The sequence below is a fragment of the Streptomyces fungicidicus genome (assembly GCF_003665435.1).
Lineage (GTDB): Bacteria > Actinomycetota > Actinomycetes > Streptomycetales > Streptomycetaceae > Streptomyces > Streptomyces fungicidicus.
This window is the reverse complement of the sequence record NZ_CP023407.1, coordinates 2953129-2978788: the sequence shown is the minus strand read 5'-3', so window position 1 is coordinate 2978788 and position 25660 is coordinate 2953129. Positions and strand designations below refer to the sequence as shown.

Here is a 25660-nt window from a genome sequence, read left to right as displayed (position 1 = left end):
GGTGAATCTTGTGCGCCGGTCCGCCCGGCGGCCGGGGCGCACGGCGGCCGAGGCGACGGCGCTGCTGACCGCCGCCGTGGTGGCCTTCCCGCTGTACTGGATGGTGCTGAGCGCCTTCAAGCCGGCCGGGGAGATCGAGTCGGACGAGCCGCGCCCCTGGACGCCCGCGCCCACGCTGGACTCGTTCCGGCGGGTGTTCGGGCAGCAGGAATTCGGCCGGTACTTCCTCAACAGCGTCGTCGTCGCGGTCGCCGTGGTGATCGCCTCCGCGCTGATCGCCTTTCTCGCCGCGACCGCCGTGACCCGATTCCGGTTCCGGCTGCGGACCACCCTGCTGATCATGTTTCTGGTGGCCCAGATGGTGCCCGTGGAGGCGCTCACCATCCCGTTGTTCTTCATGATGCGGGACTTCGGCCAGTTGAACACGCTGTGGTCGCTGATCCTGCCCCACATCGCGTTCTCCCTGCCGTTCGCGATCTGGATGCTCCGGGGGTTCGTGAAGGGCGTTCCGGAGGCGCTGGAGGAGGCCGCGTACATCGACGGCGCGAGCCGCGCGCGTTTTCTCCGGCAGATCCTTTTCCCGCTCGTCCTGCCGGGCCTGGTGGCCACGAGCGTGTTTTCCTTCATCTCCACCTGGAACGACTTCCTGTTCGCCAAGTCGTTCATCATCAGCGACATCTCGCAGTCGACCCTGCCGATGGCGCTGCTGGTGTTCTACAAACCCGACGATCCCGACTGGGGCGGCGTCATGGCCGCTTCCACGGTGATGACGATTCCGGTACTGGTCTTCTTCGTACTCGTGCAGCGGCGCCTGGTCTCCGGACTGGGCGGCGCGGTCAAGGACTGACGTGACTTCACTGACAGAACTGATTCCCGCGCCGCTCAGCGTGAGCACGTGGGGTGAGCGGGTCTTCGTGCTCGACGAGGACACGACGCTGACGGCGGGGCCGGGTGTGGGCAGCGCCGAACGCTGGCTGCGCACGACACTCCAGGCGGCCACCGGACTGCCCCTGCGGGAGGGCGCGCCCGGCCGGGCCGCGCGCAACGCCGTGGAGCTGCGGCACGACGACGGCCTCCCGCCCGGGGCCTACCGCATCGCCGTCCGTGACGACCGGGCGCTGATCACCGGCGGCGACCCGGCCGGCGCCTTCGCCGGGGCGCAGACGCTCCGGCAGCTGCTCGGCCCCGACGCCTTCCGGCGGGCGCACCTCGGACGCACCCGCTGGGAGCTGCCGGAAGCCGAGATCGAGGACGCGCCCCGCTTCCGCTGGCGCGGACTGATGCTCGACGTCGCCCGGCACTTCATGCCCAAGGAAGGCGTGCTGCGCTATCTCGATCTGATGGCCGCGCACAAACTCAACGTCCTCCACTTCCATCTGACGGACGACCAGGGCTGGCGCATCGAGATCCGGAAGTACCCGAAGCTCACCGGGACCGGCTCCTGGCGGGCCAGGACGAAAATCGGCCACCGCGCCTCACCGCTGTGGGACGACAGGCCGCACGGCGGTCACTACACCCAGGACGACATCCGCGAGATCGTCGCCTACGCCGCCGAGCGGCATATCAGCGTCGTCCCCGAAATCGACGTGCCCGGGCACTCGCAGGCAGCCATCGCCGCGTATCCGGAACTCGGCAACTCCGACGTCGTCGACACCGCCTCCCTGAACGTCTGGGACACCTGGGGCGTCAATCCGAACGTACTCGCCCCCACCGACGACACCCTGCGCTTCTACGAAGGAGTGCTCGAGGAAGTCCTGGAACTGTTCCCCGCGGACGCCGGGCCGTTCTCGCCGTTCGTGCACATCGGCGGCGACGAATGCCCGAAGGACCAGTGGCGCGAGTCGGACGCCGCGCGGAAACAGATCGGCGAGCTCGGACTGGCCGACGAGGACGCGCTGCAGTCCTGGTTCATCCGGCACTTCGACTCCTGGCTCGCCGAGCGGGGGCGCCGGCTGATCGGCTGGGACGAGATCCTGGAGGGCGGCCTGGCGCCCGGCGCCGCGGTGTCCTCCTGGCGCGGCTACTCCGGCGGCGTCGCCGCCGCCCGCGCGGGCCACGACGTGGTCATGTGCCCCCAGCAGTGGGTCTACCTGGACTACCGTCAGGACGCCGGCCCCGACGAGCCGGTGCCCATCGCCTACGTGCGCACCCTGGAGGACGTCTACCGGTTCGAGCCCGTGCCGCAGGAGCTGACGCCCGAGGAGTCCGCACGGGTGCTGGGCACCCAGGCCAACGTGTGGACCGAGGTGATGGAGGACCAGGGGCGCGTGGACTACCAGGTCTTCCCCCGGCTGGCGGCGCTCGCCGAGGTCGCCTGGAGCGATCTGCCCGCCCCCGCCGACCGGGACTACGCCGGTTTCGAACGGCGGATGGCCGCCCACTACCGGCGCCTCGACGCCCTCGGAGTCGCCTACCGGCCGCCCACCGGGCCGCTGCCCTGGCAGCGCCGTCCGGGCGTCCTGGGGCGGCCCTTGGACGGCCCGCCGCCCAGCGCCTAGCCCGCACCGCCCCCTCGCCCGTGTCTCGAACGGGTCATGCGAAACGGGAACAAGGGTCACCGAAGAGTGCCAATCCTCGACTCATCGGTGACACCGGGAGGAAACCGGCCATCTCCGGGGTGAGGTGGGCGAACGCCTCCTAGCGGACCCCCGTCTTCGGCGCCTGCCAAGATGTGCCAGAGTTGCCACGTCCGCCCTGTCAGCACGTACCGTACGGCGCACGGGCGGGACCAGGTGGGGCAGCGGGAAGGGGCAGCCGGTTTTGAGCACGCACGCACCGCAGGCGGCGCAGGCCGTGACGCTGCCCACGACACTCGACGAGGCCGTGGCGGCGCTCACGGCCATGCCCGCCGCCGTGCCCGTCGCGGGCGGCACCGACCTGATGGCCGCCGTCAACTCCGGGCAGCTCAGGCCCGCCGCGCTGGTCGGCCTCGGCAGGATCAGCGAGATCCGCGGCTGGCAGTACCTGGACGGACAGGCGCTGCTCGGCGCCGGTCTCACCCACGCGCGCATGGGCCGCCCCGACTTCGCCGCCCTCATCCCGGCGCTCGCCGCCTCCGCGCGGGCCGCCGGACCGCCGCACATCCGCAACGCGGGCACCCTGGGCGGCAACATCGCCTCCGCCGCCCCCACCGGGGACGCGCTGCCGGTGCTGGCCGCGCTGGAGGCGACGCTGATCGTCGCCGGACCGGGCGGCGCCCGCCGTGAGGTCCCGGTGTCGCACCTGCTGGCCGGCATGGACCTGCTGCGCCCCGGTGAACTCATCGGCTTCGTGAGCGTGCCGCTGCTGCACGCCCCCCAGGTCTTCCTGAAGGCGACCGGCCGCACCGGACCCGGCCGCGCCGTCGCCTCCGTCGCCCTCGTGCTCGACCCCGCCCGCCGCGGGGTGCGCTGCGCGGTGGGCGCCATCGCGCCGATGCCGCTGCGGCCGCTGGACGCCGAGCAGTGGGTCGCGCAGCTCATCGACTGGGACAACAACCGCGCGATCGTGCCCGAGGCACTGAACGCGTTCGGGGAGTACGTCGCCGCGGCCTGCATCCCCGACGCCGCACCCGGCGAGGACGGCACCGTCCCACCGCTTCCGCCCGCGGTACTGCACCTGCGGCGCACCGTCGCCGCGCTGGCCCGACGAGCACTGGGGAGGGCGCTGTCGTGACCGACGACCGGCACGGAGAGGGCACGCCCCCGGGCGGCAGCCGCTGGGACCCGCTGCCCCAGGGCGACTACGACGACGGCGCCACGGCCTTCGTGAATCTCCCCGAGGGCGGCATCGACGCCCTGCTGGACGCGATGGAGAGTCCGCTCGCCGCGCCCGGCCACGGCTATGTGCCGCCGCAGATCACCGTCTCCCCGACGAGCGACGGCGGCACCGACCCGGCGGCCACCGGCTCCTGGGGAGTGCCCGGCGCGCCCGTCGACGGCGCCCAGTGGCACGACCCCCAGGCCGGCGCGGCGCCGGGTGACCGGTTCACCTACGACCCCGCGGCGAGCGGGCAGTGGGCCTTCGAGGACGGGGCCGCGGAGAACCCCGCGCCGGGGCACGACGTCACCGGCCAGTGGTCGATCCCCGTGGCCGACGGCGACCTGCCGGACGAGTCGGGCGAGTTCACCGCGTCCTCCCTGGTCGAGCAGTGGGGCGGCACACCTCCGCCCACCCTCCCGGGCGGCGCCCCCGCCCCCTGGGCCCACCAGGACATCGGCCGCCCGTGGGGGCCCGGCGTGCCCGGCGTCCCGCAGGACGGCGACGACCGGCGGCCCGGCGGGCACGGACCCGCGCCGGACCACCGGGAGCCCGGCCCCTCGATCTACGCCGACGGCCCCGGATCCCTGCCCCACCCCGACGGGGACCCCTACGGCGGCCGTCCCCTGCCCGCCGCCGAACCCCTGCCGCCCACCGAGCCGGCCCGGCCCGAGGACCCGGCCTTCGGCCCGGAGGGCTACCCCGCCCGGCCCGCCACGCGCCACCCGCACGGCGGCCCGGACGACGGCCCCGACGGCCCCGAGGGCTACGGCGGGCAGCCCGCCACGGATCCCGCTTCCGCGCGCCACCCCCACGGGGGCCCGGAGACCTACGGCGGGCAGTCCGGCACCGGCGTCGCGCCGGAGGCTTCCGGCGCGTCCGGCCACGCTCCCGCGCGGCACCCGCACGGCGGTTCGGACGACGGCCCCGAGGGTTACGGTGGGCAGCCCGCGCAGGACGGCCCCCGGCCCGTTGGTGTGCCGCAGCCGCTGCCCGGCGAGGGGCACGAGGAGCCGCGGTGGCAGCCCGGGGCGGACACCGTCGAGGGCGCCCCGGCCGGACACCGCGAGGACCCGCATCCCGGCGCCCAGGACGCCGCACGGCCCGCTTCCGGGGCCGACGAGGCCTCCGGGGTCACGGAGGACGCGCACGGGGCCGCCGAGGCCGCGGAGGGCCCGTCGGAGCCCTCCGACGCCCCTTCCGAGACCGCCCCGGACCCGGCGGCCGGAGCCGCCACCGACGGCGCCTCGAACACCGTTACGCCGCCCGGCACTTCGGACGACCCCGACGACACGGGTGCGCCCGTCGCGACGGACGTGGCGGACGGTCCGCCGATGCCGCACGACGACCACCCCCTCGCCTCCTACGTGCTCCGCGTCAACGGCACCGACCGGCCCGTCACCGACGCCTGGATCGGCGAGTCGCTGCTCTACGTGCTGCGCGAACGCCTAGGCCTCGCCGGCGCCAAGGACGGCTGCTCGCAGGGCGAGTGCGGCGCCTGCAACGTCCAGGTCGACGGCCGCCTCGTGGCGTCCTGCCTGGTCCCCGCCGTCACCGCGGCCGGCAACGAGGTCCGTACCGTCGAGGGCCTCGCCCAGGACGGCCGGCCCTCGGACGTGCAGCGGGCGCTCGCCCGGTGCGGCGCCGTGCAGTGCGGCTTCTGCGTACCGGGCATGGCGATGACCGTGCACAACCTCCTGGAGGGCAACCCGGCGCCCACCGAACTGGAGACCCGCCAGGCCCTGTGCGGCAACCTGTGCCGCTGCTCCGGCTACCGGGGCGTGGTGGACGCCGTCAAGGAGGTCGTCGCCGAACGCGAGGCCTACGACGAGGACGACGCGGACGGCGAGGCGGACCCGCCCCGCATCCCGCACCAGGCGGGCCCCGGCGCCGGCGGCGTCAACCCCTCCGCGTTCGGCGTCACCGGACCCGGTGACCAGCCCCAGGACCAGCCGTACGACCAGTCCCACGGCCAGGACGGAGGCCAGGCGTGAGCAACGAAACAGCCACCGCGCAGGCCGCACAGGCCCCGGAGGCCGTCCCCGAGCCGGAACCCCTCCCGCACGGGCTCGGCGTCTCCCTCCCGGCCGCCGACGCGCGCGCCAAGACCGAGGGCACCTTCCCGTACGCCGCCGACCTGTGGGCCGAGGGCCTGCTGTGGGCGGCCGTGCTGCGCTCGCCGCACCCGCACGCCCGCATCCTGTCCATCGACACCACCCACGCGCGGGAGATGCCCGGCGTCCGCGCGGTGGTCACGCACGAGGACGTGCCCGGCGACCCGGTGCACGGCCGCGGCACCCCCGACCGGCCGGTCTTCGCCTCCGAGGTGGTGCGCCACCACGGCGAGCCCCTCGCGGCCGTCGCCGCCGACCACCCGGACACCGCGCGGATGGCCGCCGCCGCCGTCATCGTCGAGTACGAGGTGCTCGACCCGGTGATCGACCCCGAGCAGGCGTTCGAGGCCGAGCCGCTGCACCCCGACGGCAACCTGATCCGGCACATCCCGCTGCGCCACGGCGACCCCGAGGCCGCCGGCGACGTCGTCGTCGAGGGGCTGTACCGCATCGGCCGTCAGGACCCCGCCCCCATAGGGGCCGAGGCCGGTCTCGCCGTGCCCCGCCCGGACGGCGGCGTCGAGCTGTACCTGGCGTCCACCGACCCGCACGGCGACCGGGACACCGCCGCCGCCGTGCTGGGCCTGGAACAGGACCGGGTGAAGGTCGTCGTCACCGGCGTCCCCGGCGCCGTCGCCGACCGCGAGGACCGCAGCTTCCAGCTCCCCCTCGGCCTGCTGGCGCTGAAGACCGGCTGCCCGGTGAAGCTCGCCGCCACCCGCGAGGAGTCGTTCCTCGGCCACACCCACCGGCACCCCACGCTCCTGCGCTACCGCCACCACGCCGACGCCGAGGGCCGGCTGGTGAAGGTCGAGGCACAGATCCTGCTCGACGCCGGCGCCTACGCCGACACCTCCTCCGACGCCCTCGCCGCGGCCGTCGCCTTCGCCTGCGGCCCCTACGTCGTGCCCAACGCCTTCATCGAGGGCTGGGCCGTGCGCACCAACAACCCGCCCTCCGGCCATGTGCGCGGCGAGGGGGCGATGCAGGTGTGCGCCGCCCACGAGGCGCAGATGGACAAGCTGGCCAAGAAGCTCGGCGTCGACCCGGCGGAGCTGCGCCTGCGCAACGTCATGGCCACCGGCGACCTGCTGCCCACCGGCCAGACCGTGACCTGCCCGGCCCCGGTCGCCGAACTCCTCGAAGCAGTGCGGGACTTCCCGCTGCCGCCGCTGCCCAAGGACACCCCCGAGGACGAGTGGCTGCTGCCCGGCGGCCCCGAGGGCGCCGGCGAACCGGGCGCGGTGCGCCGGGGCGTCGGCTACGGCCTGGGCATGGTGCACATGCTCGGCGCGGAGGGCGCGGACGAGGTGTCCACCGCCACCGTGCGGGTCCAGGGCGGCGTGGCCACCGTGCTCTGCGCGGCCGTGGAGAGCGGCCAGGGCTTCACCACCCTGGCCCGGCAGATCGTCCAGGAGACCCTCGGCATCGACGAGGTGCACGTGGTGCCCGTCGACACCGACCAGCCCCCGGCCGGGCCGGGCTGCCGCGGCCGGCACACCTGGGTGTCGGGCGGCGCGGTGGAGCGCGCGGCGAAGATGGTCCGCACCCAGCTCCTCCAGCCGCTCGCGCACAATTTCGGCATGTCGACCGAGCTGCTCCAGATCACCGACGGCAAGATCACCTCGTACGACGGTGTGCTGTCCACGACGGTCACCGAGGCGCTGGACGGCAAGGAGCTGTGGGCCACCGCCCAGTGCCGTCCGCACCCGACGGAGCCCCTCGACGAGGCCGGCCAGGGCGACGCCTTCGTCGGCATGGCGTTCTGCGCGATCCGCGCGGTGGTCGACGTCGACATCGAGCTCGGCTCGGTACGGGTCGTGGAGCTCGCGGTGGCGCAGGACGTGGGCCGGGTGCTGAACCCGGCGCAGCTGGCCGCCCGGATCGAGGCGGGCGTCACCCAGGGCCTGGGGGCCGCGCTCACCGAGAACCTGCGCACGCCGCGCGGTCTGGTCCGCCACCCCGACCTGACCGGGTACGCCCTGCCGACGGCGCTCGACGCGCCGGACATCCACATCGTGAAGTTGGTCGAGGAGCGGGACGTGGTCGCGCCGTTCGGCGCGAAGGCGGTCAGCGCGGTGCCGGTGGTGGCCTCCCCGGCCGCCATCGCGTCCGCCGTGCGGGCGGCCACGGGCCGTCCGGTCAACCGCCTGCCGATCCGCCCGCAGGCCGCGGTGGTGACCGGCGGCTGACACCGGCGGCCGACACCGGGCGGGCGGCGACGGCCGGCGACGGAATCCGTGGACGGTGATTCCCCCCGGACGGGCAACGTCCGGGGGTGCTCGAGCGTCTTCAGTGGTGGGCGCCGCTGTCCGCCGCCCTCGGTCCGGGGGCGTTGTCAGTGGTGGCGCGTAGTGTTCCGAGCAGTGGGGGACGGGCGACGGGTCCGCGAGGATCCGTACGACCGTCCTGCCCGGGCGGGGCGTTCGCGAACCCGGGGCCGAGCACACGTATCGCGGGGGAATCATGAGCACGACCGACACTGTTGTCGCGGCGATCACACTCGACGACGCCGACCTCGGCCCGTACATCACGCACGCGTCCACGCGTGACTGGCTGACCGGTCCCGGACTGCCCGCCGACAGCGCCCTGTTCGGCTTCGGGGAGCTGGTGCACAAGGGCGGCCCGCGCACCGTGGGCGACATGACGGGCGACCCCGGCGACCGGCTCTCCGCGGAGCTGCGCGACCAGCTGGTCATCGGCGCGATGCTGGGCCCGGCCGGTCTGGAGACGGAGTCGGTGCTGCTCGACGGCGCGACCGGCGAGGTCTCCACGACGTTCTTCCTGCACGACCGCCCCGATCTGATGGACCAGCGCCCGCTCGCCCCGTCCCTCCCGACGCTGGTCCGGTTCGCCGCGGCCACGGACGAACTGGCGGGACTGCGCGGCCAGTTCGCCGCCTACGCGGGCCGCTACGGCACGAAAGCGGTCGCGGAGGCGTCCCGTCAGCTGATGGCGGTGTTCGAGGAGGGCACGGAGGGCGAGCCGGCGCCGTTCTGGAGGATGGCCGCGCTGATCCGGCCGCTGGCCCTGGTGGCCGGCCCCGGCACGGCCTCGGGACTCGCCCTGGACCTCCCGCTGCGCCTGCTGGACGGCGAGTTCGGCCGGGGCGGAGTGGTCCGCTTCGAGGAGGTCGACTTCCCGACCACGCTCACCCACGAGCCGACCCGCCGCTTCCTGCGCGAGACGGGCCTGCCGGAGGACGGCTTCCTCTTCCAGCTGGACACCGACCTGCCGCTGCGCACCCTCGCCGAGTACTACGCCGACGAACGCGACGGCGAGCTCCCGCCCGGCCGGCTCCCCGCCCGCGCCGGCCGGCTGATACGCCTGGGCCACCTCGTCGAGGAGAACAGCCTGGTCGTCGACGGCGCCACCGGCGCGGTGCTCAACTGGAGCGAACCGGAAGGCGTGCTCCACCCGCTGAACACGGACGTCTCCACGCTCGCCTTCACCCTCTGGCTGCTCCACCGCGAGCACGCCATCGACGAGGAGTCGGGCCACGCGCTGACCTCCGACACCTACGACCAGCTGGCGCTGACGATGATCCAGGTGCTGTCCTCCATCGACCCGACGGGCACCACCACCGACGCCGACTGGCACTACTGGACGGAGCTGTTCCAGGACGAGGCCGGCGGGGTGCTCTGAACCGACGGGCCGCCGCTCAGGACGACTTGGCGGCGGCCCGGCGGCGCACGGCGACGACCAGGAGACCGCCGGCGGCCGCGGCCGCCGCCGCGATCCCGGCGATGAGCGGGGCCCCGTCGGAGCCGGTGTGGGCCAGTCCGCCGCCGGCGACCGGGTCGGCCGAGGTGTGCGTCACGGAGCCGGACGTGCCCGAACCCCCGGCGGCCTGGCCCTGCGGCTCGTTGCCGCCCCCGCCCGTGCCGGAGCCGCCGTCCCCGTCCCCGTCACCGTTCCCGCCGCCGGCGCCTCCGCCGGTGCTCTGCGACGGGCTCGGCTCGGGCTCGTAGTCGCTGGGCAGGTCGATGCGGATCCGGGCGGTGTTGTTGGCCGGGTTCCTGTCGTAGGCCGGGGCGATGTCGTAGACGGAGGTCGCCTTCACCTGGCCCTCGGGGTCCTGGGCGTCCTTGTCGATCGCCACCAGGAAGGTGTACGAGAGTGTCTGCCCGACGTCCACGGTGCCGTCGGAGGGCCAGCACACGTAGCGGGGCTTGCCCGGCTGGGACGGCCCGCTGGGCCCGTCCACCCCGAACGGCGCGCAGGCCTCCGGCACCTGGACGGCGACCGTGCCGCGCGGGATCGTCACCAGCAGCGCCGGGACGTCGTCGCTCTCCTGGTCCTGGACCCAGCCGGGGCCGTCGTTGCGGAGGCTCACCGTGAACGACTGGCGGTCCCCGGCCAGCCCCTCGGTCTCCTCGCCGACGGCGACGAGGTCGGCGGAGTTGTCCGCGGTCAGCGTCAGACGCCGGTGACTGTCGTCGAACCCCTCGCCCGGGGCCTCGCCGGTGGGCCCGGTGCCGTACTCGACGGACTCCATCAGGGCCTTGGACAGCGCCTTGAACCGCACGGGCGCGGTGAAGGAGGCGCCGGGCTCGATCACCGTGTCGTACTCGCACAGCGCCTGCCGCACCTGGTGGCCGACGGTGGAGTAGGCGCAGCCCTCGACCGGCTCGGGGAAGTCGAGGCCGCGGGTGAGCCGTACGCGGAAGGTGACGCCGTCCGCGGCTCCGGTCCCCTTGTTGGTGATCGTGACGGACTCCTCGTACATCCCGCCGGGCGCGGGAGCGGTGTCCGGCAGGGCCGAGACCACGAGGGAGGGCCCGGTCTCCTCCGCGACCGCCACGGGCGCGGCCACCGCGGGAACGGCGAGACCGAGCCCGGCGGCGGCGACCAGGGCGGCGGAGGGGCGGATGCGCTGACGCACGGTGGTTCTCCTCGTCGGAGCGGGATGCCAGGACATGTCCTGGACAACCAACGGCAGCACAGGGTTGTACTGCCGTTCGCTTCGACGAGGACTGGAAAAGAAGGAACTGGAGGCCGTGGCGGGAATTGAACCCGCGTACCTCCCCGCGAGCGGAGCTCGCTGATGGATGCAGTGCAGGCGAGTCCCTGGGCCACTCGGGCACACGGCCGTGTCGGGGGCGATGCGCCTTGCGGCGCCCCGCCGTTCATGAAGGGCGGCTCGGGTCCTACGACCAAGGTCCCGGTGCCCGCCCCGACCCCCGACAGGGGTCAAACCGGGCCGTGGCCCTTACTCTGACGGACATGACCGCCCTGAACCCGCGCGACACCGATGTCGCCGAGCCCGTCGACGTCCCCTCCCCGGCCGTCGCTCCCGACGAGACCGTGCTGAGCCGCCCCTACCGTGCGCTGAGCATCGGTGTCGTCTCCGTCGTGCTGCTGATCGCCTTCGAGGCGACGGCGGTGGGCACGGCCATGCCGGTCGCGGCGCGAGAGCTGGACGGGGTGTCGCTGTACGCGTTCGCGTTCTCGGGGTACTTCACGACCAGCCTGTTCGGCATGGTGCTGTCCGGCCAGTGGGCGGACCGGCGGGGCCCGCTCGGCCCGCTCGCCTGGGGCATCGCCTCCTTCGCCGCCGGGCTGCTGCTCGCCGGGACGGCCGGGGCGATGTGGCTGTTCATCCTCGGGCGGGCCGTGCAGGGGCTCGGCGGCGGACTGGTGATCGTCGCGCTGTACGTCATCGTCGGGCGGGCCTACCCGGAACGGCTGCGGCCGGCGATCATGGCGGCGTTCGCGGCGAGCTGGGTGGTGCCGTCGATCGTCGGCCCGCTCGCCTCCGGCGCGGTGACGGAACACCTCGGCTGGCGCTGGGTGTTCCTCGGCATACCGGCGCTCGTGGTGTTCCCGCTCGCCCTCGCGCTGCCGCAGATACGCCGGCTGGCCTCCGGCCCGGTGAACGGCGACAAGGACGCCCCGGCCTCCTTCGACCGCCGGCGCATCCGGCTGGCCCTGGCCATCTCCTTCGGCGCCGGGTTCCTCCAGTACGCCGCCCAGGACCTGCGCTGGATGTCCCTGCTGCCGGGCGCGCTGGGCGTGGCCCTGCTCGTCCCCGCCGTGCTCGGTCTGCTCCCGCGCGGCACCCACCGGGCGGCGCGCGGCCTGCCCTCGGTCGTCCTGCTGCGCGGAGTCGCCGCGGGCTCCTTCATCGCGGCGGAGTCGTTCGTCCCGCTGATGCTGGTCACCCAGCGCGGACTCAGCCCGACCATGGCCGGCTTCTCCCTCGCGGCGGGCGGCGGCACCTGGGCGCTGGGCTCCTGGGTCCAGTCCCGGCCCCGGCTCGAGCCGTACCGGGAGCGGCTGATGACCTTCGGGATGGTGCTGGTGGCGGCGGCGATCGCGGCGGCCCCCAGCGTGCTGATCCAGGCCGTGCCGGCCTGGACGGTGGCGGTCGCCTGGGCCTTCGGCTGCTTCGGCATGGGTCTGGTGATCTCCTCCACCAGCGTGCTGCTGCTCCAGCTCTCCGCCCCCGAGGAGGCCGGCACCAACTCCGCCGCCCTGCAGATCTCCGACGGCCTCTCCAACGTCCTGCTGCTGGCCGTGGGCGGCGCCGCCTTCGCGGCTCTGGGCGGCGGCACGGTCAGCCACGCGGCGACGGAGGCCACCGGCTCCCACCCGGCCGCCTTCGTCGTGGTGTTCCTGCCGATGGCGGCGGTGGCCCTGGCGGGGGCGTGGGTGGCGACCCGCGTACGGGCGGAATCAGCATGACACCGTGCGGTACCACGTAGTACCGTCGTGGCATGGCTGGACTGAACCTGCGGTTTACTGACGAAGAGCTCGATGCCCTGCGTGAGCGTGCGGCTGCGGAAGGGCGCAGCATGCAGACCTTCGCGCACGACGCGGTGATCAAGGCCATAAACGAACACTCGAGGCTGTTCAACGAGGCGGCCGACCACGTGCTGAGGGCCAGCGAAGAGCTGAACCGGAGGCTCGCCTGATGTACTACCTCACCTTGCCCGAGTTGCTGAACCTCGCGAAGCGGCTCGGGGAGGACGTGGTGCGCGACTACGGGCTGCTCGACTCGGCCTTGGCGCGTCCGCAGTCGAGCGTGTTCGGCCAGGACGCCTACCCGGACGTGTGGCAGAAGGCCGCGGCACTGATGGAGTCCCTCGCTCGCAACCATGCCCTCGTCGACGGGAACAAGCGCCTCGCCTGGTACGCGACCTGGGTCTTCCTGCATATGAACGGGCATCCGCTCGACCCGGACTTCGACGTGGACGAGGCGGAGCAGTTCGTGCTGGACGTCTGCCAGGGCGCACTGGACGTCCCCAAGATCGCAGCTCAGTTGCCCCGCTTCGCGCGCTGACTGTGACGTCGGTCCCACCCCCGGGTGGCGCGGCCCGGTACCGGCGTGGACGGCGCCGGGCCATCGGTAGGGTGGCCCGGTTGCCACACGCAAGGCGTGCCGCCCGACCCACCCCACGGAGATCGTGACTACCACCGCCAGCTCCGCGTCCCACTCGCACCACCTGTCCCCGGCTTTCCCCGGACGTGCCCCCTGGGGCACCGCCGGCAAGCTGCGTGCCTGGCAGCAGGGGGCGATGGACAAGTACATCCAGACGCAGCCCCGCGACTTCCTGGCGGTGGCCACCCCCGGCGCCGGAAAGACGACCTTCGCGCTGACGCTGGCGTCCTGGCTGCTGCACCACCACGTCGTGCAGCAGGTGACCGTCGTCGCGCCCACCGAGCACCTGAAGAAGCAGTGGTCCGAGGCCGCCGCACGGATAGGCATCAAGCTCGACCCCGAGTACAGCGCGGGCCCGCTCGGCAAGGACTACGACGGGGTCGCCGTGACGTACGCCGGTGTCGGCGTCCGCCCCATGCTGCACCGCAACCGGGTCGAGCAGCGCAAGACCCTCGTCATCCTCGACGAGATCCACCACGCCGGTGACTCCAAGTCCTGGGGCGAGGCCTGCCTGGAGGCGTTCGAGCCCGCCACCCGGCGGCTCGCGCTCACCGGTACGCCGTTCCGCTCCGACACCAACCCGATCCCCTTCGTGGCGTACGAGGAGGGCGACGACGGGATCCGGCGGTCGTCCGCCGACTACACCTACGGGTACGGCTCCGCCCTCGCCGACAACGTCGTCCGTCCCGTCATCTTCATGTCCTACAGCGGCAACATGCGCTGGCGCACCAAGGCCGGCGACGAGATCGCCGCCCGCCTCGGCGAGCCCATGACCAAGGACGCCGTCAGCCAGGCCTGGCGCACCGCGCTGGACCCGCGCGGCGAGTGGATGCCGGCCGTGCTGCGCGCCGCCGACCAGCGGCTCACCGAGGTCCGCAAGGCCATCCCCGACGCCGGCGCCCTCGTCATCGCCTCCGACCAGGAGTCCGCCCGCGCCTACGCCAAGCTGATCCGCGACATCACCGGCGCCAAGGCCACCCTGGTGCTGTCCGACGACACCGGCGCGTCGAAGCGGATCGACGACTTCAGCGGCAGCGACGACCGCTGGATGGTCGCCGTCCGCATGGTGTCCGAGGGCGTCGACGTGCCGCGTCTCGCGGTCGGCGTCTACGCCACCACCATCTCCACCCCGCTGTTCTTCGCCCAGGCCGTCGGCCGTTTCGTGCGGTCCCGGCGGCGCGGCGAGACCGCGTCCGTGTTCCTGCCGACCATTCCCGACCTGCTCGGCTTCGCCAACGAGATGGAGCGCGAACGCGACCACGTCCTCGACAAGCCCAAGAAGGACGCCGAGGAGGACCCGTACGCCGAGTCCGAGAAGGAGATGGAGGAGGCGAACCGGGAGCAGGACGAGGACACCGGCGAGCAGGACATGCTGCCCTTCGAGGCGCTGGAGTCCGACGCCGTCTTCGACCGGGTCATGTACAACGGCGCCGAGTTCGGCATGCAGGCGCACCCCGGCAGCGAGGAGGAGCAGGACTACCTCGGCATCCCGGGACTCCTCGAGCCCGACCAGGTGCAGATGCTGCTGCAGAAGCGGCAGGCCCGGCAGATCGCGCACAGCCGCAAGAAGCCGGCCGAGGAGGCGGACCTCCTCGAGATGCCCGCCGAGCGGCGGCCCGTGGTCTCCCACAAGGAGATGATGGAGCTCCGCAAGCGGCTCAACAACCTCGTCGGCGCGTACGTCCACCAGAGCGGCAAGCCGCACGGCGTCATCCACACCGAGCTGCGCCGGGTCTGCGGCGGCCCGCCCTCCGCGGAGGCCACGCCGGGACAGCTGCGCCAGCGGATCGAGAAGGTGCAGGAGTGGGCCACGCGCATGCGGTGACCTCGCGTGCACGCGTGCACGTATGAGGACAAACGGCACCACTTCCCTGTGAGAGTGCCCGGATTCTGGACGGAGCCTTCCGCTGACCGAACCCGGCTCGCTACTGTCCCGCTACGCACACGCCCCGTGGCAGCGCCGCCGCGGAGCGCAGCCGTGAAGCGACTGTGCCCGGACACAGCCGGGCCGCCGGCCGATCGGCGGCCTCTGAGGCGCGTGACCGACGGGACTCGGTGACGCATCCGCCGCGGGGGGACCGCCGACCTCACCACTAAGGAGTGGGCGTCGTGACCGCGGAGACCTCTCAGACGCTCGACAGGGGACTGCGTGTCCTCAAACTGCTGGCCGATACGGACCACGGGCTGACCGTCACCGAGCTTTCCCACAAACTGGGCGTGAACCGGACCGTCGTGTACCGGTTGCTCGCCACGCTGGAACAGCACGCCCTCGTACGCCGTGACCTGGGCGGACGCGCCCGGGTCGGGCTGGGGGTGCTGCGGCTGGGCCGTCAGGTGCATCCGCTGGTGCGGGAGGCCGCGATGCCGGCGCTGCGGTCGCTCGCGGAGGACATCGGCGCGACCGCGCACCTGACGCTGGTGGACGGGGCGGAGGCGCTGGCCGTGGCGGTGGTGGAGCCGTCGTGGACGGACTACCACGTGGCGTACCGGGCGGGGTTCCGGCATCCGCTGGACCGAGGGGCCGCGGGGAAGGCGATCCTCGCCGCGCGGCAGCGGGCGGCCGACGATCCCGGGTACACGCTGACGCACGGTGAGCTGGAGGCGGGGGCGTGCGGGGCGGCGGCGCCGCTGCTGGGGGTCACGGGGGTCGAGGGCAGCGTGGGCGTCGTCATGCTGGCGGAGGTCGTCCCGGAACGCATCGGCACCCGCGTCATGGACGCAGCCCGAGAAGTAGCAGAAGCCCTCCGCTAACCCCCTCCGCGCCCGCCGCGGGCACGCCCTCCGCTCTCCGCGGGCAGTCGTGCCGCAGGGCGGCACGGGTGGGCGCGACGGCACCCCGTGAACGCCGGGCTGCGTGACCTCCCCCCCGACCGGCACCAGCACCGTCGCGCTGCCGGGGGTGGGTTGCTCCGCCGGCGACAGCCGGGTGCCGCTGCGCCCACCCGTGCCGCCCCAGCGGCACGACTGCCCGCAGCTGCGGTGCTGCTCAGTAGCCGCGCTGCTGCGTCGCCCCCCCCGGGGCGGGACGGCGCCATGCCGGGGCGCGTTAGATTTGCTCTGTGCTCTCCCGCCTCACGCGTCCCCAAGCCCTCGCCGTCCTGTCCGCCCCCGTCGTGGCCCTGCTCGCCACGGCCGTGGCCGCGCCGCTGCCCTTCTCCGTGGCGCAGCCCGGGCTGACCGCGAACGTGCTCGGTGAGAACAAGGGCACCCAGGTCATCACGATCACCGGCGCACCGGTCCGCGAGACCAGCGGGCAGCTCCGGATGACCACCATCGAGGCGACCTCGCCGGACACCCGCGTCGGCCTCCCGGACGTGATCGACAGCTGGTTCAGCACCGAACAGGCGGTCATGCCCCGCGACTCCGTCTACCCCAGCGGGGACAGCGTCAAGGAGATCGAGCAGTACAACCGCAAGCAGATGAAGGAGTCCCAGGACGAGGCCACCCGGGCCGCACTGGACTACCTGAACCGCGAGGACGAGAACATCGGGGTCACCCTCGAGCTCGCCGACGTCGGCGGCCCCAGCGCCGGCCTGCTGTTCTCCCTCGGCATCATCGACAAGCTGGACGGCGACGGCAGCGGCGGCGACCTCACCGGCGGCCGGGTCATCGCCGGCACGGGCACGATCGACGCGAACGGCGCCGTCGGCGCGGTCGGCGGCGTGCCCCTGAAGACGCAGGCCGCCAAGCGCGACGGCGCCACCGTCTTCCTGGTGCCGAAGGACGAGTGCTCCGACGCCCGGGCCGAGCTGCCCGACGGCCTGCGGCTGGTCCCGGTCACCACCCTCAAGAGCGCCGTCGACGCCCTCGTGGCCCTGGAGAAGGGCACCGGCGAGGTGCCGGGCTGCTAGCCCTTCTTGACGAACCCCTCGTCCACCATCCAGTCCAGCGCCACCTGGTGGGGGTCCTCCCCGTCGACGTCCACCTTCGCGTTGAGGTCCTGCGCCACGGTGTTGTCGAGCTTCGCCGTCACCGGGTCGAGGACCTCCGCGATGGCCGGCCACTTCTTGAGCGTGTCGGTGTTGACCGTCGGCGCCGCGTTGTAGTTCGGGAAGAACTTCTTGTCGTCCTTCATCACCACCAGGTTCATGGACTTGATCCGCCCGTCGGTGGTGAAGACCTCGCCGTAGGTGCAGGCGCCCTTGGCGGTCTGGGTGTAGATGATCCCGGTGTCCATCTGTGTGACGTCCGCCGCCGGGATGTTCATGCCGTACGCCTTCTCCATGCCCGGCAGCCCGTCCGCGCGGTTGGCGAACTCGCCCTCCACGCACAGCGTCACCGCGCCCGGGTCGGACTTCGCCAGCGCGGCCACCTCGGACAGCGTCCGCGTGCGGTACTTCTCGTAGTTCGCCTGGTTCATGGCGAGCGCGTAGGTGTTGTTCAGGGCGGACGGCGCCAGCCAGGTCACCCCGTTCCTGAGGTCCGCGTCCCGCACCGCCCGCCACTGCTCGCGCGGGTCCGGGATCGGCTTGCTGTTGCCCTGGTACGTGATCCACGCCGTGCCGGTGTACTCGTACGCGGCGTCCGCGTCCCCGTTGACGACCGCCTCCCGGGAGCCGACCGAGCCCTGGATGCCCGTGCGGTCGATGACCTCCGCGCCGGCCGCCTGGAAGGCGATGCCCATGATCGCGCCGAGGATGAGCTGCTCGGTGAACTCCTTGGAGGTCACGGTGAGCTTCGCGCCCTCCAGCGGTTTCCCCTCGCCGATCGAGCCGGGCTTCACGTCGTCGACCATGGGGGAGCCGCTGGTCAGCCCGCAGGCCGACGCCGCCGCCAGCAGCACCGCGGCCAGGAGCGGACCCGTCCGCCGCCGGGGATTCCTCATGGCCCCGCCTCCAGACCCCGGGGCCGCAGCAGCAGTTCCGCCAGCGAGGCCAGCCAGTCCACCAGCAGGGCGAGGGCCACGGTCAGGACCGAGCCCAGCACCAGCACCGGCATCCGCTGACTGGTGATCCCGGTCGTGATCAGTACGCCCAGGCCCCCGCCCCCGCCGAACGTGGCCAGCGTCGCCGTGCCGACGTTCAGCACGAGCGCCGTGCGCACACCGGCGAGGATGAGCGGGACGGCCAGCGGCAGCTCCACCCGCGTCAGCACGCCCATCGGGGACATGCCGATGCCGCGCGCCGCCTCCAGCAGCGTCGGGTCGTTGGCCTTCAGGCCCGCGATGGTGTTGGCCAGCACCGGCAGCACGGCGTAGGCGATGATGCCGATCAGGGCCGCCCTGCGGCCGATGCCCAGCCAGATCACCAGCAGCGCCAGCAGACCGATCGCCGGGGTCGCCTGACCCATGTTGGCGAACGCCATGGCCGCCGGGGTGGCCCCGCGGAACGTCCGGCGGGTCAGCAGGATGCCCAGCGGGATCGCGATGATCAGCACGAAGAACGTCGAGATCACGGTCAGCTCGATGTGTTGCCACAGCGCCTTGGACACCTGCCCGTTGGACAGCGCGTTCCGGGTCAGCGCGTCCAGGTCGGCCTGCTCGAACCAGATCCAGGTCGCGAGCAGCAGGACGATCAGCGCCACCGGCAGGAACGTCAGTTTCCGCCAGGTCACCCGGGGCGGCTTCACACCCGGGTACGGGGGAGGGGCCGCGGTCTCCTCCGGCGGTTCACCGCCCTCGTCCCGGTACGGCGGCTCCTCCACCTCGCGCCCGCTCCCGGGACGCCGTCCGAAGGAGCCGGAGGCGGAGGTGCTCACGCCTTCGCCTCCCCGCCGAAGCCCTCCTGCTCGGCGTGCGTCTGCGAGGCCCGCTGCTCCTGCAGATCGTGCTGCGCCTCCCTGGCCTCCAGCCGGTCCGCCTCCAGCAGTTCGTGCACGGAGTTCATCAGCGTCTCCACGTCCACGACCCCTTCGTACGCGCCGCGCCGCCCGGTGACGGCGACCCGCCCGGTGTTGTCGGTGAGCACCGCCTCCAGCGCGTCCCGCAGCGTCGCGTCCCTGGTCACCGTGTCGTTCACCAGGGTGCCCGCGCGGGCCAGCGACCCCTTGGCGCGCATCATGTCGCCGCGCCGCAGCCACTTGTAGGGGCGCCCCTGCTTGTCGAGCACCAGGACCTCGTTGGTGCCGCCGCTGCGGAGCCGGTCGAAGATGTCCTGCAGCGGGTCGTCGACGTTCACCGTGGGGTACTCGGTGATCTCCACGTCCCGGACCCGGCTGAGGTTGAGCCGTTTCAGCGCCGCCCCGGCGCCCACGAACCCGGACACGAAGTCGTCGGAGGGGTTGGTGAGGATCGCCTCCGGGGTGTCGAACTGGGCGATGTGGGAGCGTTCGCGCAGCACCGCGATCCGGTCGCCCAGCTTGATCGCCTCGTCGAAGTCGTGGGTGACGAAGACGATCGTCTTGTGCAGCTCCCGCTGGAGCCGGATCAGCTCGTCCTGGAGATGGTCCCGGGTGATCGGGTCGACCGCCCCGAACGGCTCGTCCATCAGCAGCACCGGCGGATCCGCCGCCAGGGCCCGCGCCACCCCCACCCGCTGCTGCTGGCCGCCGGACAGCTGGCGCGGGTAGCGGCCGTGGAACTCGCCGGGGTCCAGTCCGACCAGGTCCAGCATCTCCTCCACCCGGGCCCGCACCCGGGCCGAGGGCCAGCGCAGCATCTTCGGCACCAGCGCGATGTTCTGCGCCACCGTCATGTGCGGGAACAGCCCGCTGGCCTGGATCGCGTACCCGATCTTGCGGCGCAGCCGCACCGGGTCCATGTCGGTGACGTCCTCGCCGCCGATCCGGATCCGGCCGGCCGTCGGCTCGATCAGCCGGTTGATCATCTTCAGGAGGGTGGACTTCCCGCAGCCGGACGGGCCGACGAGGATCACCGTCTCGCCCTCCTTGAAGTCCATCGTGACGTTGTCGACGGCCGGCAGCGCGCTGCCGGGGTACTGCTTGGTGAGGCCCTCCAGCTCGATGGTCGCCCCGACCGACGGGGAGTCGCCCCCGGATGTCTCCGGGCCGGGCGCGGAGGGGCCGGGCGCGGACGGCGCGGACGCGGACGCATCAGGCACGGATCCCCCCGGGGATGGTCAGCCGTCCGATCAGGACGTACGCGGCGTCGAACAGCAGGGCGAGGATGATGATCCCGAGCGTGCCCGCGAGGACCTGGTTCAGCGCGTTCTTGCTGCCCAGGGAGGCGATCCCGCGGAAGATCAGGTTGCCGAGGCCGGGCCCGGAGGCGTACGCGGCGATGGCGGCGATGCCCATCAGCATCTGCGTGGAGACCCGGATCCCGGTCAGGATCGGCGGCCAGGCCAGCGGCAGCTCCACCCGCGCCAGCCGGGCCGAGCGCGACATCCCGATCCCCTTGGCCGCGTCCACCAGCGAGGGGTCGACCCCTCGCAGGCCCACGATCGAGTTCCGCACGATCGGCAGCAGCCCGTACAGCGTCAGGGCGATCACCGTCGGCGGCACCCCGAGCCCCACGAGCGGGATCAGCAGACCGATCATGGCCAGCGAGGGGATGGTCAGCAGGGCCGCGGTGGTGGTCGTGGCGAGGTTGCCCGCCCACTCGCTGCGGTAGGTGACCACACCGATCAGCACACCGAGCAGGGTCGCCACCACCATGCACTGGAAGACGACGCTGGCGTGCTGGTACGCGTCGGTGAGGATTTGCTGGTGCCGGCTCTGCAGGTACTCCCAGAAGTTCACGTCCGCTCACCCCAGCTCGGCCAGGTCGATTCACTCCCCGAGCGCGGCCTGCTCCACCAGCGGGATGATCCGCAGCGGAACGGGGTTCTCCATGACGATCGCCGTGGAGGCCCGGACGATGCCATCAAAACCGACGACGCGGTCGATCACCCGCTGGAGATCGGCGTTGGAGCGCGCCACGAGGCGGCACATCATGTCCCCGGTACCGGTGGTGGTGTGCAGCTCCAGCACCTCCGGCACGGTCGCCAAGTGGGCTCGTACGTCGGCTCCTTGACCCTGCCGGATCTGCAGCGTGGCGAACGCCGTGACCGGGTAGCCGAGGGCCGCCGGATCCACCTGGGGACCGAATCCGCGGATGACTCCGTTCGACTGAAGGCGGTCCAGCCGGGCCTGCACGGTGCCCCGCGCCACCCCCAGCCGCCGGGACATCTCCAGCACCCCGATCCGCGGCTCCCGCGCCAGCAGCAGGATGATCCGCCCGTCCAGATGATCGATCGCCATACCGGCCTCCCCGATGGTCATCCTGTACAGAAAGCCCCTTGAAGGGCGCGTACGGCTAAACATATTGCCCAGTGATAAGGCAAAGCATTGCGCACCTTGCGAAGCTGGCCCACGCTGCCCCTATGACGCAGACCACTCACCACACTCCCGACGTGACCGCCTAGCAGGCCGATCCCTTCCCGGTCAAGGGAATGGACGCGGTCGTCTTCGCCGTGGGCAACGCCAAGCAGGCGGCGCACTACTACTCCACCGCCTTCGGCATGAAGCTGGTCGCCTACTCCGGACCGGAGAACGGCAGCCGCGAGACCGCGAGCTACGTCCTGGAGAGCGGCTCCGCCCGCTTCGTGCTCACCTCGGTGATCAAGCAGTCCACGGAGTGGGGCGCCTTCCTCGCCGGCCACGTGGCGGAGCACGGCGACGGCGTCGTCGACCTCGCCATCGAGGTCCCGGACGCCCGCGCCGCGTACGCCTACGCCGTCGAGCACGGCGCCCGCCCGCTCGCCGAGCCGTACGAGGTGAAGGACGAGCACGGCACCGTCGTCCTCGCCGCGATCGCCACCTACGGCAAGACCCGCCACACCCTGGTCGAGCGCGGCGGCTACGACGGCCCCTACCTGCCCGGCTACGTCGCCGCCGACCCGATCGTCGAGCCCGCGGCGCAGCGCTCCTTCCAGGCCATCGACCACTGCGTCGGCAACGTCGAGCTCGGCCGGATGAACGAGTGGGTGGAGTTCTACAACAAGGTCATGGGCTTCACGAACATGAAGGAGTTCGTGGGCGACGACATCGCGACCGAGTACAGCGCGCTGATGTCGAAGGTGGTGGCCGACGGCACGCTCAAGGTGAAGTTCCCGATCAACGAGCCCGCCATCGCCAAGAAGAAGTCCCAGATCGACGAGTACCTGGAGTTCTACGGCGGCGCGGGCGTCCAGCACATCGCGCTGAACACCAACGACATCGTGCGCACGGTCCGCCAGATGCGCGCGTCCGGCGTGCAGTTCCTGGACACGCCCGACTCGTACTACGACACGCTCGGCGAGTGGGCGGGCGAGACCCGGGTGCCGGTCGAGATCCTGCGCGAGCTGAAGATCCTCGTCGACCGGGACGAGGACGGCTACCTGCTGCAGATCTTCACCAAGCCGGTCCAGGACCGTCCGACGGTCTTCTTCGAACTCATCGAACGCCACGGCTCGATGGGCTTCGGCAAGGGCAACTTCAAGGCCCTCTTCGAGGCCATCGAACGCGAACAGGAAAAGCGCGGCAACCTGTAAAACCCTGTCAGGACGACGCGGGCCCCGCCTGGACAGACGGCTCACCCAGGCGGGCCAGCGCGGCCTTCGCCTGCGGCACCCGCACCGGCGAGAAGTACGGGTTGATCCGCAGCGCCTCCTCCAGATGCCGCCGAGCCGCCCCGTACCGCTCCAGCGACCGCTCGATCATCCCCCGGTGGAACACGTACAGCGCGCTGCGCACCCCGCCCCCGTGCGTCCCCTCGGTCGCCCGCACGGCGAGCGGCAGCGCCTCCTCGTCCTCCCCGGCCCGGTGCAACGCCCACCCCAGCGCGTCCGCCACCTCCGTCGACGGCCGCCGCTCCCACTCCCGCCGGAGCCGCCGCACGGCCGCCTCCGGGTCCCCGTGATCCGCCTCGTACCGCCCCAGCACCAGCCCCTCGTCCGCCCCGTGCGCCGCGGCCACCCGCACCCGCTCGCGCAGCACCCCGTACTGCACCCCGGCCGCCTGCTCCAGCCTCAGCGACTCGTACAGCTCGCCCAGTTCCAGCGCGTACTCCGGCCGGGGCTGCTTCGCCAGCGCCACCCGGTACGCGCTCAGCGCCTCCGTCATCCGTCCCAGCGCCGCCAGCGCCCTGCCCTGCCCGGCCTGCGCCGCCCGCTGGTCGGGGTCGGTGCGCACCGCCTCCTGGAAGTGCCGCAGCGCGTCCTGACGGTCGCCCCGTTCCCAGGCCAGCTGCCCGGCCCGTTCCAGATACGCCGCCCGCTCGGCGGGTTCCCCGGCGGCCGACGCCGCGTCCGCCAGCTTGGCCGCCGCGTCCTCCCGCCAGCCCCGGTCCCGGTACACGGCCGCCGCCCGCGCCATCACCGCGGGACCCGACCGCAGCCCGGTCAGCTTCTCCAGCAGCTTCCCCGTCCGCTCGTCGTCCCCGAGCCCCGCCGACGCCTCGATCAGCAGCGGATACGTCGTCCACCGCTCCGGCTCCGCCTTGCGCGCCGCCTCGCCCCACTTCCGGGCCCCGGCGAAGTCCCGCCGCGCGTTCGCCAGCGCCGCCAGCCCCCGCAGCGCCGGCGCGTTGCCCTTCGCCCGCAGCTTCAGCGAGGTGCGCAGCGCCTCCTCGGCCCGCGTCCAGTACGCCGGGTCCGCCAGCCGCAGCCCCAGCTCCACCCGGGCCGCCCCGAGCACCGCCCAGGCCTCCGCGTCCCCCGGACGCGCGCGCACCCGGCGCTCGCGCTCCCCGGCCAGCACCGTCAGGTCGGGCAGCGCGGCCGGCACCCCGCCGGTGACCGCCGCCAGCGCCCGCCCCCCGGGCCCCGGCGGGGGCGGCGCCGGACGCCCCCAGGGCACCAGCACCAGCACCCCGCCCAGCACCGCGCACCCGGCCGCCGAGGCGAGCAGCGCCCGCCGGCGCACCCGCCCGCGGGGCTCACATGGCTTGTCGTCCATGGCGCACACTGTGCGGCACGCCCCCCGCTCGTACGATCATCACACCCCGGTGTGACGCGGCCGGGTCCACGGGGTTCACACCGATGGCCCCGGGTGCGACGCTGTGATCATGAGCCGTATCGAAGCGCGACGCGATGAAGACACGGTGGCGGCCGGCCCTCTCGTCGACCGGCTGCTCGGCGGCCTGCCCCCCGAGGCCGTCCTCACCGACCCCGACGTCACGGCCTCCTACGCCAACGACATGGCGAGCTTCTGCCCGGCCGGCAGCCCCGCGGTGGTGGTACTGCCGCGCACGGTCGAACAGGTGCAGCACGTCATGCGCACCGCCACCGAGCTGCGGGTCCCCGTCGTCCCGCAGGGCGCCCGCACCGGCCTGTCGGGCGCCGCCAACGCCACCGACGGCTGCATCGTGCTCTCCCTGACCAGGATGGACGCCATCCTGGAGATCAGCCCGGTCGACCGGATCGCCGTCGTCGAACCCGGCGTCGTCAACGCCGCGCTCTCCCGCGCCGTCGGCGAGCACGGCCTCTACTACCCGCCGGACCCCTCCAGTTGGGAGACGTGCACCATCGGCGGCAACATCGGCACCGCGTCCGGCGGGCTGTGCTGCGTGAAGTACGGCGTGACGGCCGAGTACGTCCTCGGCCTGGACGTCGTCCTCGCCGACGGCCGGCTGATGTCCACCGGCCGCCGCACCGCCAAGGGCGTCGCCGGATACGACCTGACACGGCTGTTCGTCGGCTCCGAGGGCTCCCTCGGCGTCGTCGTCCGCGCGGTCCTCGCCCTGAGGCCCAAGCCGCCCGGGCAGCTGGTGCTGGCCGCCGAGTTCGCCTCCTCCGCCGCCGCCTGCGACGCCGTGTGCCGCATCATGGCCGGCGGCCACGTCCCCTCACTCCTCGAACTCATGGACCGTACGACGGTCAAGGCCGTCAACGACATGGCCCGCATGGGCCTCCCGGAGTCCACCGAGGCACTGCTGCTGGCCGCGTTCGACACCACCGACCCCGCGGCCGACCTCGCCGCCGTCGGCGCCCTGTGCGAGGCGGCCGGAGCCACCCAGGTGGTGCCGGCCGAGGACGCCGCCGAGTCCGAACTGCTGCTCCAGGCACGGCGGATGTCCCTGGTCGCGCTCGAAGCCGTCAAGGGCACCACGATGATCGACGACGTGTGCGTGCCCCGCTCCCGGCTCGGCGAGCTCATCGAGGGCGTCGAGCGGATCTCCGAGAAGTACCGGCTCACCATCGGCGTCGTCGCCCACGCCGGCGACGGCAACACCCACCCGACGGTCTGCTTCGACGCCGCGGACCCGGAGGAGTCGCGCCGGGCCCGCGAGTCGTTCGACGAGATCATGGCGCTCGGCCTGGAACTCGGCGGCACCATCACCGGCGAGCACGGCGTCGGCGTGCTGAAGAAGGAGTGGCTGGCGCGCGAGATCGGCCCGGTGGGGCTGGAGATGCAGCGGGCCGTCAAGCAGGTCTTCGACCCGCTGGGCATTCTCAACCCGGGCAAGCTGTTCTGAACGGGAAGGTGCCCGGAAAGGGTGGGGTCCGGCCGGACGGGCGGTCAGGGGGCCGCTCGTCTGATAGATGTGGTTCCCCCCGACCCACCC

At 73.0% G+C, this 25660-nt stretch carries 21 protein-coding genes and 1 tRNA gene; 14 read left to right on the top strand and 8 right to left on the bottom strand.

The genetic code is table 11. The features are described 5' to 3' along the window. Position 1 precedes the first annotated feature (1 nt). From CNQ36_RS13425 to CNQ36_RS13400, 6 genes are all read left to right on the top strand, one after another. Positions 2-847, top strand: a complete 846-nt coding sequence (locus CNQ36_RS13425; RefSeq protein ID WP_121548448.1) for a carbohydrate ABC transporter permease — start codon at positions 2-4, stop codon at positions 845-847. A gap of 1 nt (position 848) precedes the next feature. Next, complete coding sequence (locus CNQ36_RS13420) at positions 849-2498, top strand: beta-N-acetylhexosaminidase (RefSeq protein WP_121546176.1); 1650 nt, start codon at positions 849-851, stop codon at positions 2496-2498. 262 nt (positions 2499-2760) lie between these two features. Next, on the top strand, positions 2761-3654 hold the full coding sequence (locus CNQ36_RS13415) for an FAD binding domain-containing protein (protein WP_121546175.1): 894 nt from the start codon (positions 2761-2763) through the stop codon (positions 3652-3654). Then, positions 3651-5732: a 2Fe-2S iron-sulfur cluster-binding protein gene (locus tag CNQ36_RS13410; protein WP_121546174.1), complete on the top strand. Its 2082-nt coding sequence runs from the start codon at positions 3651-3653 to the stop codon at positions 5730-5732. Before CNQ36_RS13415 ends, CNQ36_RS13410 begins: the two co-directional genes overlap by 4 nt. Then, positions 5729-8044, top strand: coding sequence for a xanthine dehydrogenase family protein molybdopterin-binding subunit (locus CNQ36_RS13405; protein ID WP_121546173.1), 2316 nt, complete (start codon positions 5729-5731; stop codon positions 8042-8044). The genes CNQ36_RS13410 and CNQ36_RS13405 overlap by 4 nt, the downstream gene beginning before the upstream one ends. 274 nt (positions 8045-8318) lie before the next feature. Beyond that, a complete protein-coding gene (locus CNQ36_RS13400) occupies positions 8319-9497 on the top strand; it encodes an SUKH-4 family immunity protein (protein WP_121546172.1) in 1179 nt (392 codons plus the stop codon). A 16-nt stretch (positions 9498-9513) separates the two neighbouring features. Here the strand turns inward: CNQ36_RS13400 and CNQ36_RS13395 are convergent, their stop codons facing one another. After that, positions 9514-10737 (bottom strand): COG1361 family protein, encoded by a 1224-nt coding sequence (locus tag CNQ36_RS13395; protein ID WP_228312966.1) that lies wholly within the window; start codon positions 10735-10737, stop codon positions 9514-9516. A gap of 107 nt (positions 10738-10844) precedes the next feature. After that, positions 10845-10945: transfer RNA gene (locus CNQ36_RS34685), tRNA-OTHER, on the bottom strand. A 133-nt stretch (positions 10946-11078) separates the two neighbouring features. On the opposite strand from CNQ36_RS34685, the gene CNQ36_RS13390 reads away from it, so the two are divergent. From CNQ36_RS13390 to CNQ36_RS13365, 6 genes are all read left to right on the top strand, one after another. Next, positions 11079-12539 carry an MFS transporter gene (locus CNQ36_RS13390; RefSeq protein WP_121546170.1) on the top strand — a complete coding sequence of 487 codons (1461 nt, stop codon included), beginning with the start codon at positions 11079-11081 and terminating at the stop codon, positions 12537-12539. 32 nt (positions 12540-12571) lie between these two features. Beyond that, positions 12572-12769: a hypothetical protein gene (locus tag CNQ36_RS13385; protein WP_121546169.1), complete on the top strand. Its 198-nt coding sequence runs from the start codon at positions 12572-12574 to the stop codon at positions 12767-12769. After that, a complete protein-coding gene (locus tag CNQ36_RS13380) occupies positions 12769-13137 on the top strand; it encodes a type II toxin-antitoxin system death-on-curing family toxin (protein ID WP_121546168.1) in 369 nt (122 codons plus the stop codon). Before CNQ36_RS13385 ends, CNQ36_RS13380 begins: the two co-directional genes overlap by 1 nt. 124 nt (positions 13138-13261) lie before the next feature. Then, entirely contained in the window at positions 13262-15061 is a 1800-nt protein-coding gene (locus CNQ36_RS13375; RefSeq protein WP_004930870.1) for a DEAD/DEAH box helicase, read from the top strand. A 284-nt stretch (positions 15062-15345) separates the two neighbouring features. Then, positions 15346-15987: an IclR family transcriptional regulator gene (locus CNQ36_RS13370; protein ID WP_040907076.1), complete on the top strand. Its 642-nt coding sequence runs from the start codon at positions 15346-15348 to the stop codon at positions 15985-15987. 308 nt (positions 15988-16295) lie between these two features. Then, a complete protein-coding gene (locus tag CNQ36_RS13365) occupies positions 16296-17087 on the top strand; it encodes a S16 family serine protease (protein ID WP_121546167.1) in 792 nt (263 codons plus the stop codon). Here CNQ36_RS13365 and CNQ36_RS13360 read toward each other — a convergent pair. Genes CNQ36_RS13360 through CNQ36_RS13340 form a run of 5 tightly spaced genes read right to left on the bottom strand, consistent with a single transcriptional unit; the run spans position 17084 to position 21375 of the window. Further along, the gene (locus CNQ36_RS13360) at positions 17084-18061 is read right to left on the bottom strand and encodes a glycine betaine ABC transporter substrate-binding protein (protein ID WP_121546166.1); all 978 of its coding nucleotides are present in this window, start codon (positions 18059-18061) and stop codon (positions 17084-17086) included. The genes CNQ36_RS13365 and CNQ36_RS13360 overlap by 4 nt on opposite strands. Further along, positions 18058-18933 carry an ABC transporter permease gene (locus CNQ36_RS13355; protein ID WP_121546165.1) on the bottom strand — a complete coding sequence of 292 codons (876 nt, stop codon included), beginning with the start codon at positions 18931-18933 and terminating at the stop codon, positions 18058-18060. Before CNQ36_RS13355 ends, CNQ36_RS13360 begins: the two co-directional genes overlap by 4 nt. Then, entirely contained in the window at positions 18930-20234 is a 1305-nt protein-coding gene (locus tag CNQ36_RS13350) for a betaine/proline/choline family ABC transporter ATP-binding protein (protein WP_121546164.1), read from the bottom strand. Before CNQ36_RS13350 ends, CNQ36_RS13355 begins: the two co-directional genes overlap by 4 nt. Then, on the bottom strand, positions 20227-20874 hold the full coding sequence (locus tag CNQ36_RS13345; protein WP_004930888.1) for an ABC transporter permease: 648 nt from the start codon (positions 20872-20874) through the stop codon (positions 20227-20229). Before CNQ36_RS13345 ends, CNQ36_RS13350 begins: the two co-directional genes overlap by 8 nt. 30 nt (positions 20875-20904) lie before the next feature. Then, the gene (locus CNQ36_RS13340) at positions 20905-21375 is read right to left on the bottom strand and encodes an Lrp/AsnC family transcriptional regulator (RefSeq protein WP_030868617.1); all 471 of its coding nucleotides are present in this window, start codon (positions 21373-21375) and stop codon (positions 20905-20907) included. Positions 21376-21566: 191 nt separating this feature from the next. On the opposite strand from CNQ36_RS13340, the gene hppD reads away from it, so the two are divergent. Continuing rightward, positions 21567-22646 carry a 4-hydroxyphenylpyruvate dioxygenase gene (hppD, locus tag CNQ36_RS13335; protein WP_240659427.1) on the top strand — a complete coding sequence of 360 codons (1080 nt, stop codon included), beginning with the start codon at positions 21567-21569 and terminating at the stop codon, positions 22644-22646. A 7-nt stretch (positions 22647-22653) separates the two neighbouring features. Here the strand turns inward: hppD and CNQ36_RS13330 are convergent, their stop codons facing one another. After that, positions 22654-24051 (bottom strand): tetratricopeptide repeat protein, encoded by a 1398-nt coding sequence (locus CNQ36_RS13330; RefSeq protein WP_121546163.1) that lies wholly within the window; start codon positions 24049-24051, stop codon positions 22654-22656. 103 nt (positions 24052-24154) lie between these two features. Here CNQ36_RS13330 and CNQ36_RS13325 point away from each other — a divergent pair, with 103 nt between their 5' ends. Next, the gene (locus tag CNQ36_RS13325) at positions 24155-25570 is read left to right on the top strand and encodes an FAD-binding oxidoreductase (protein ID WP_121546162.1); all 1416 of its coding nucleotides are present in this window, start codon (positions 24155-24157) and stop codon (positions 25568-25570) included. Positions 25571-25660: the final 90 nt, after the last annotated feature.

Bases quoted from the DNA above. Each gene is read 5' to 3' on its own strand.
- CNQ36_RS13400 (WP_121546172.1), top strand. From the start codon at position 8,319: ATGAGCACGACCGACACTGTTGTCGCGGCGATCACACTCGACGACGCC.
- CNQ36_RS13330 (WP_121546163.1), bottom strand. From the start codon at position 24,051: ATGGACGACAAGCCATGTGAGCCCCGCGGGCGGGTGCGCCGGCGGGCG.
- CNQ36_RS13380 (WP_121546168.1), top strand. From the start codon at position 12,769: ATGTACTACCTCACCTTGCCCGAGTTGCTGAACCTCGCGAAGCGGCTC.
- CNQ36_RS13385 (WP_121546169.1), top strand. From the start codon at position 12,572: ATGGCTGGACTGAACCTGCGGTTTACTGACGAAGAGCTCGATGCCCTG.
- CNQ36_RS13360 (WP_121546166.1), bottom strand. From the start codon at position 18,061: ATGAGGAATCCCCGGCGGCGGACGGGTCCGCTCCTGGCCGCGGTGCTG.
- CNQ36_RS13390 (WP_121546170.1), top strand. From the start codon at position 11,079: ATGACCGCCCTGAACCCGCGCGACACCGATGTCGCCGAGCCCGTCGAC.
- hppD (WP_240659427.1), top strand. From the start codon at position 21,567: ATGGACGCGGTCGTCTTCGCCGTGGGCAACGCCAAGCAGGCGGCGCAC.
- CNQ36_RS13340 (WP_030868617.1), bottom strand. From the start codon at position 21,375: ATGGCGATCGATCATCTGGACGGGCGGATCATCCTGCTGCTGGCGCGG.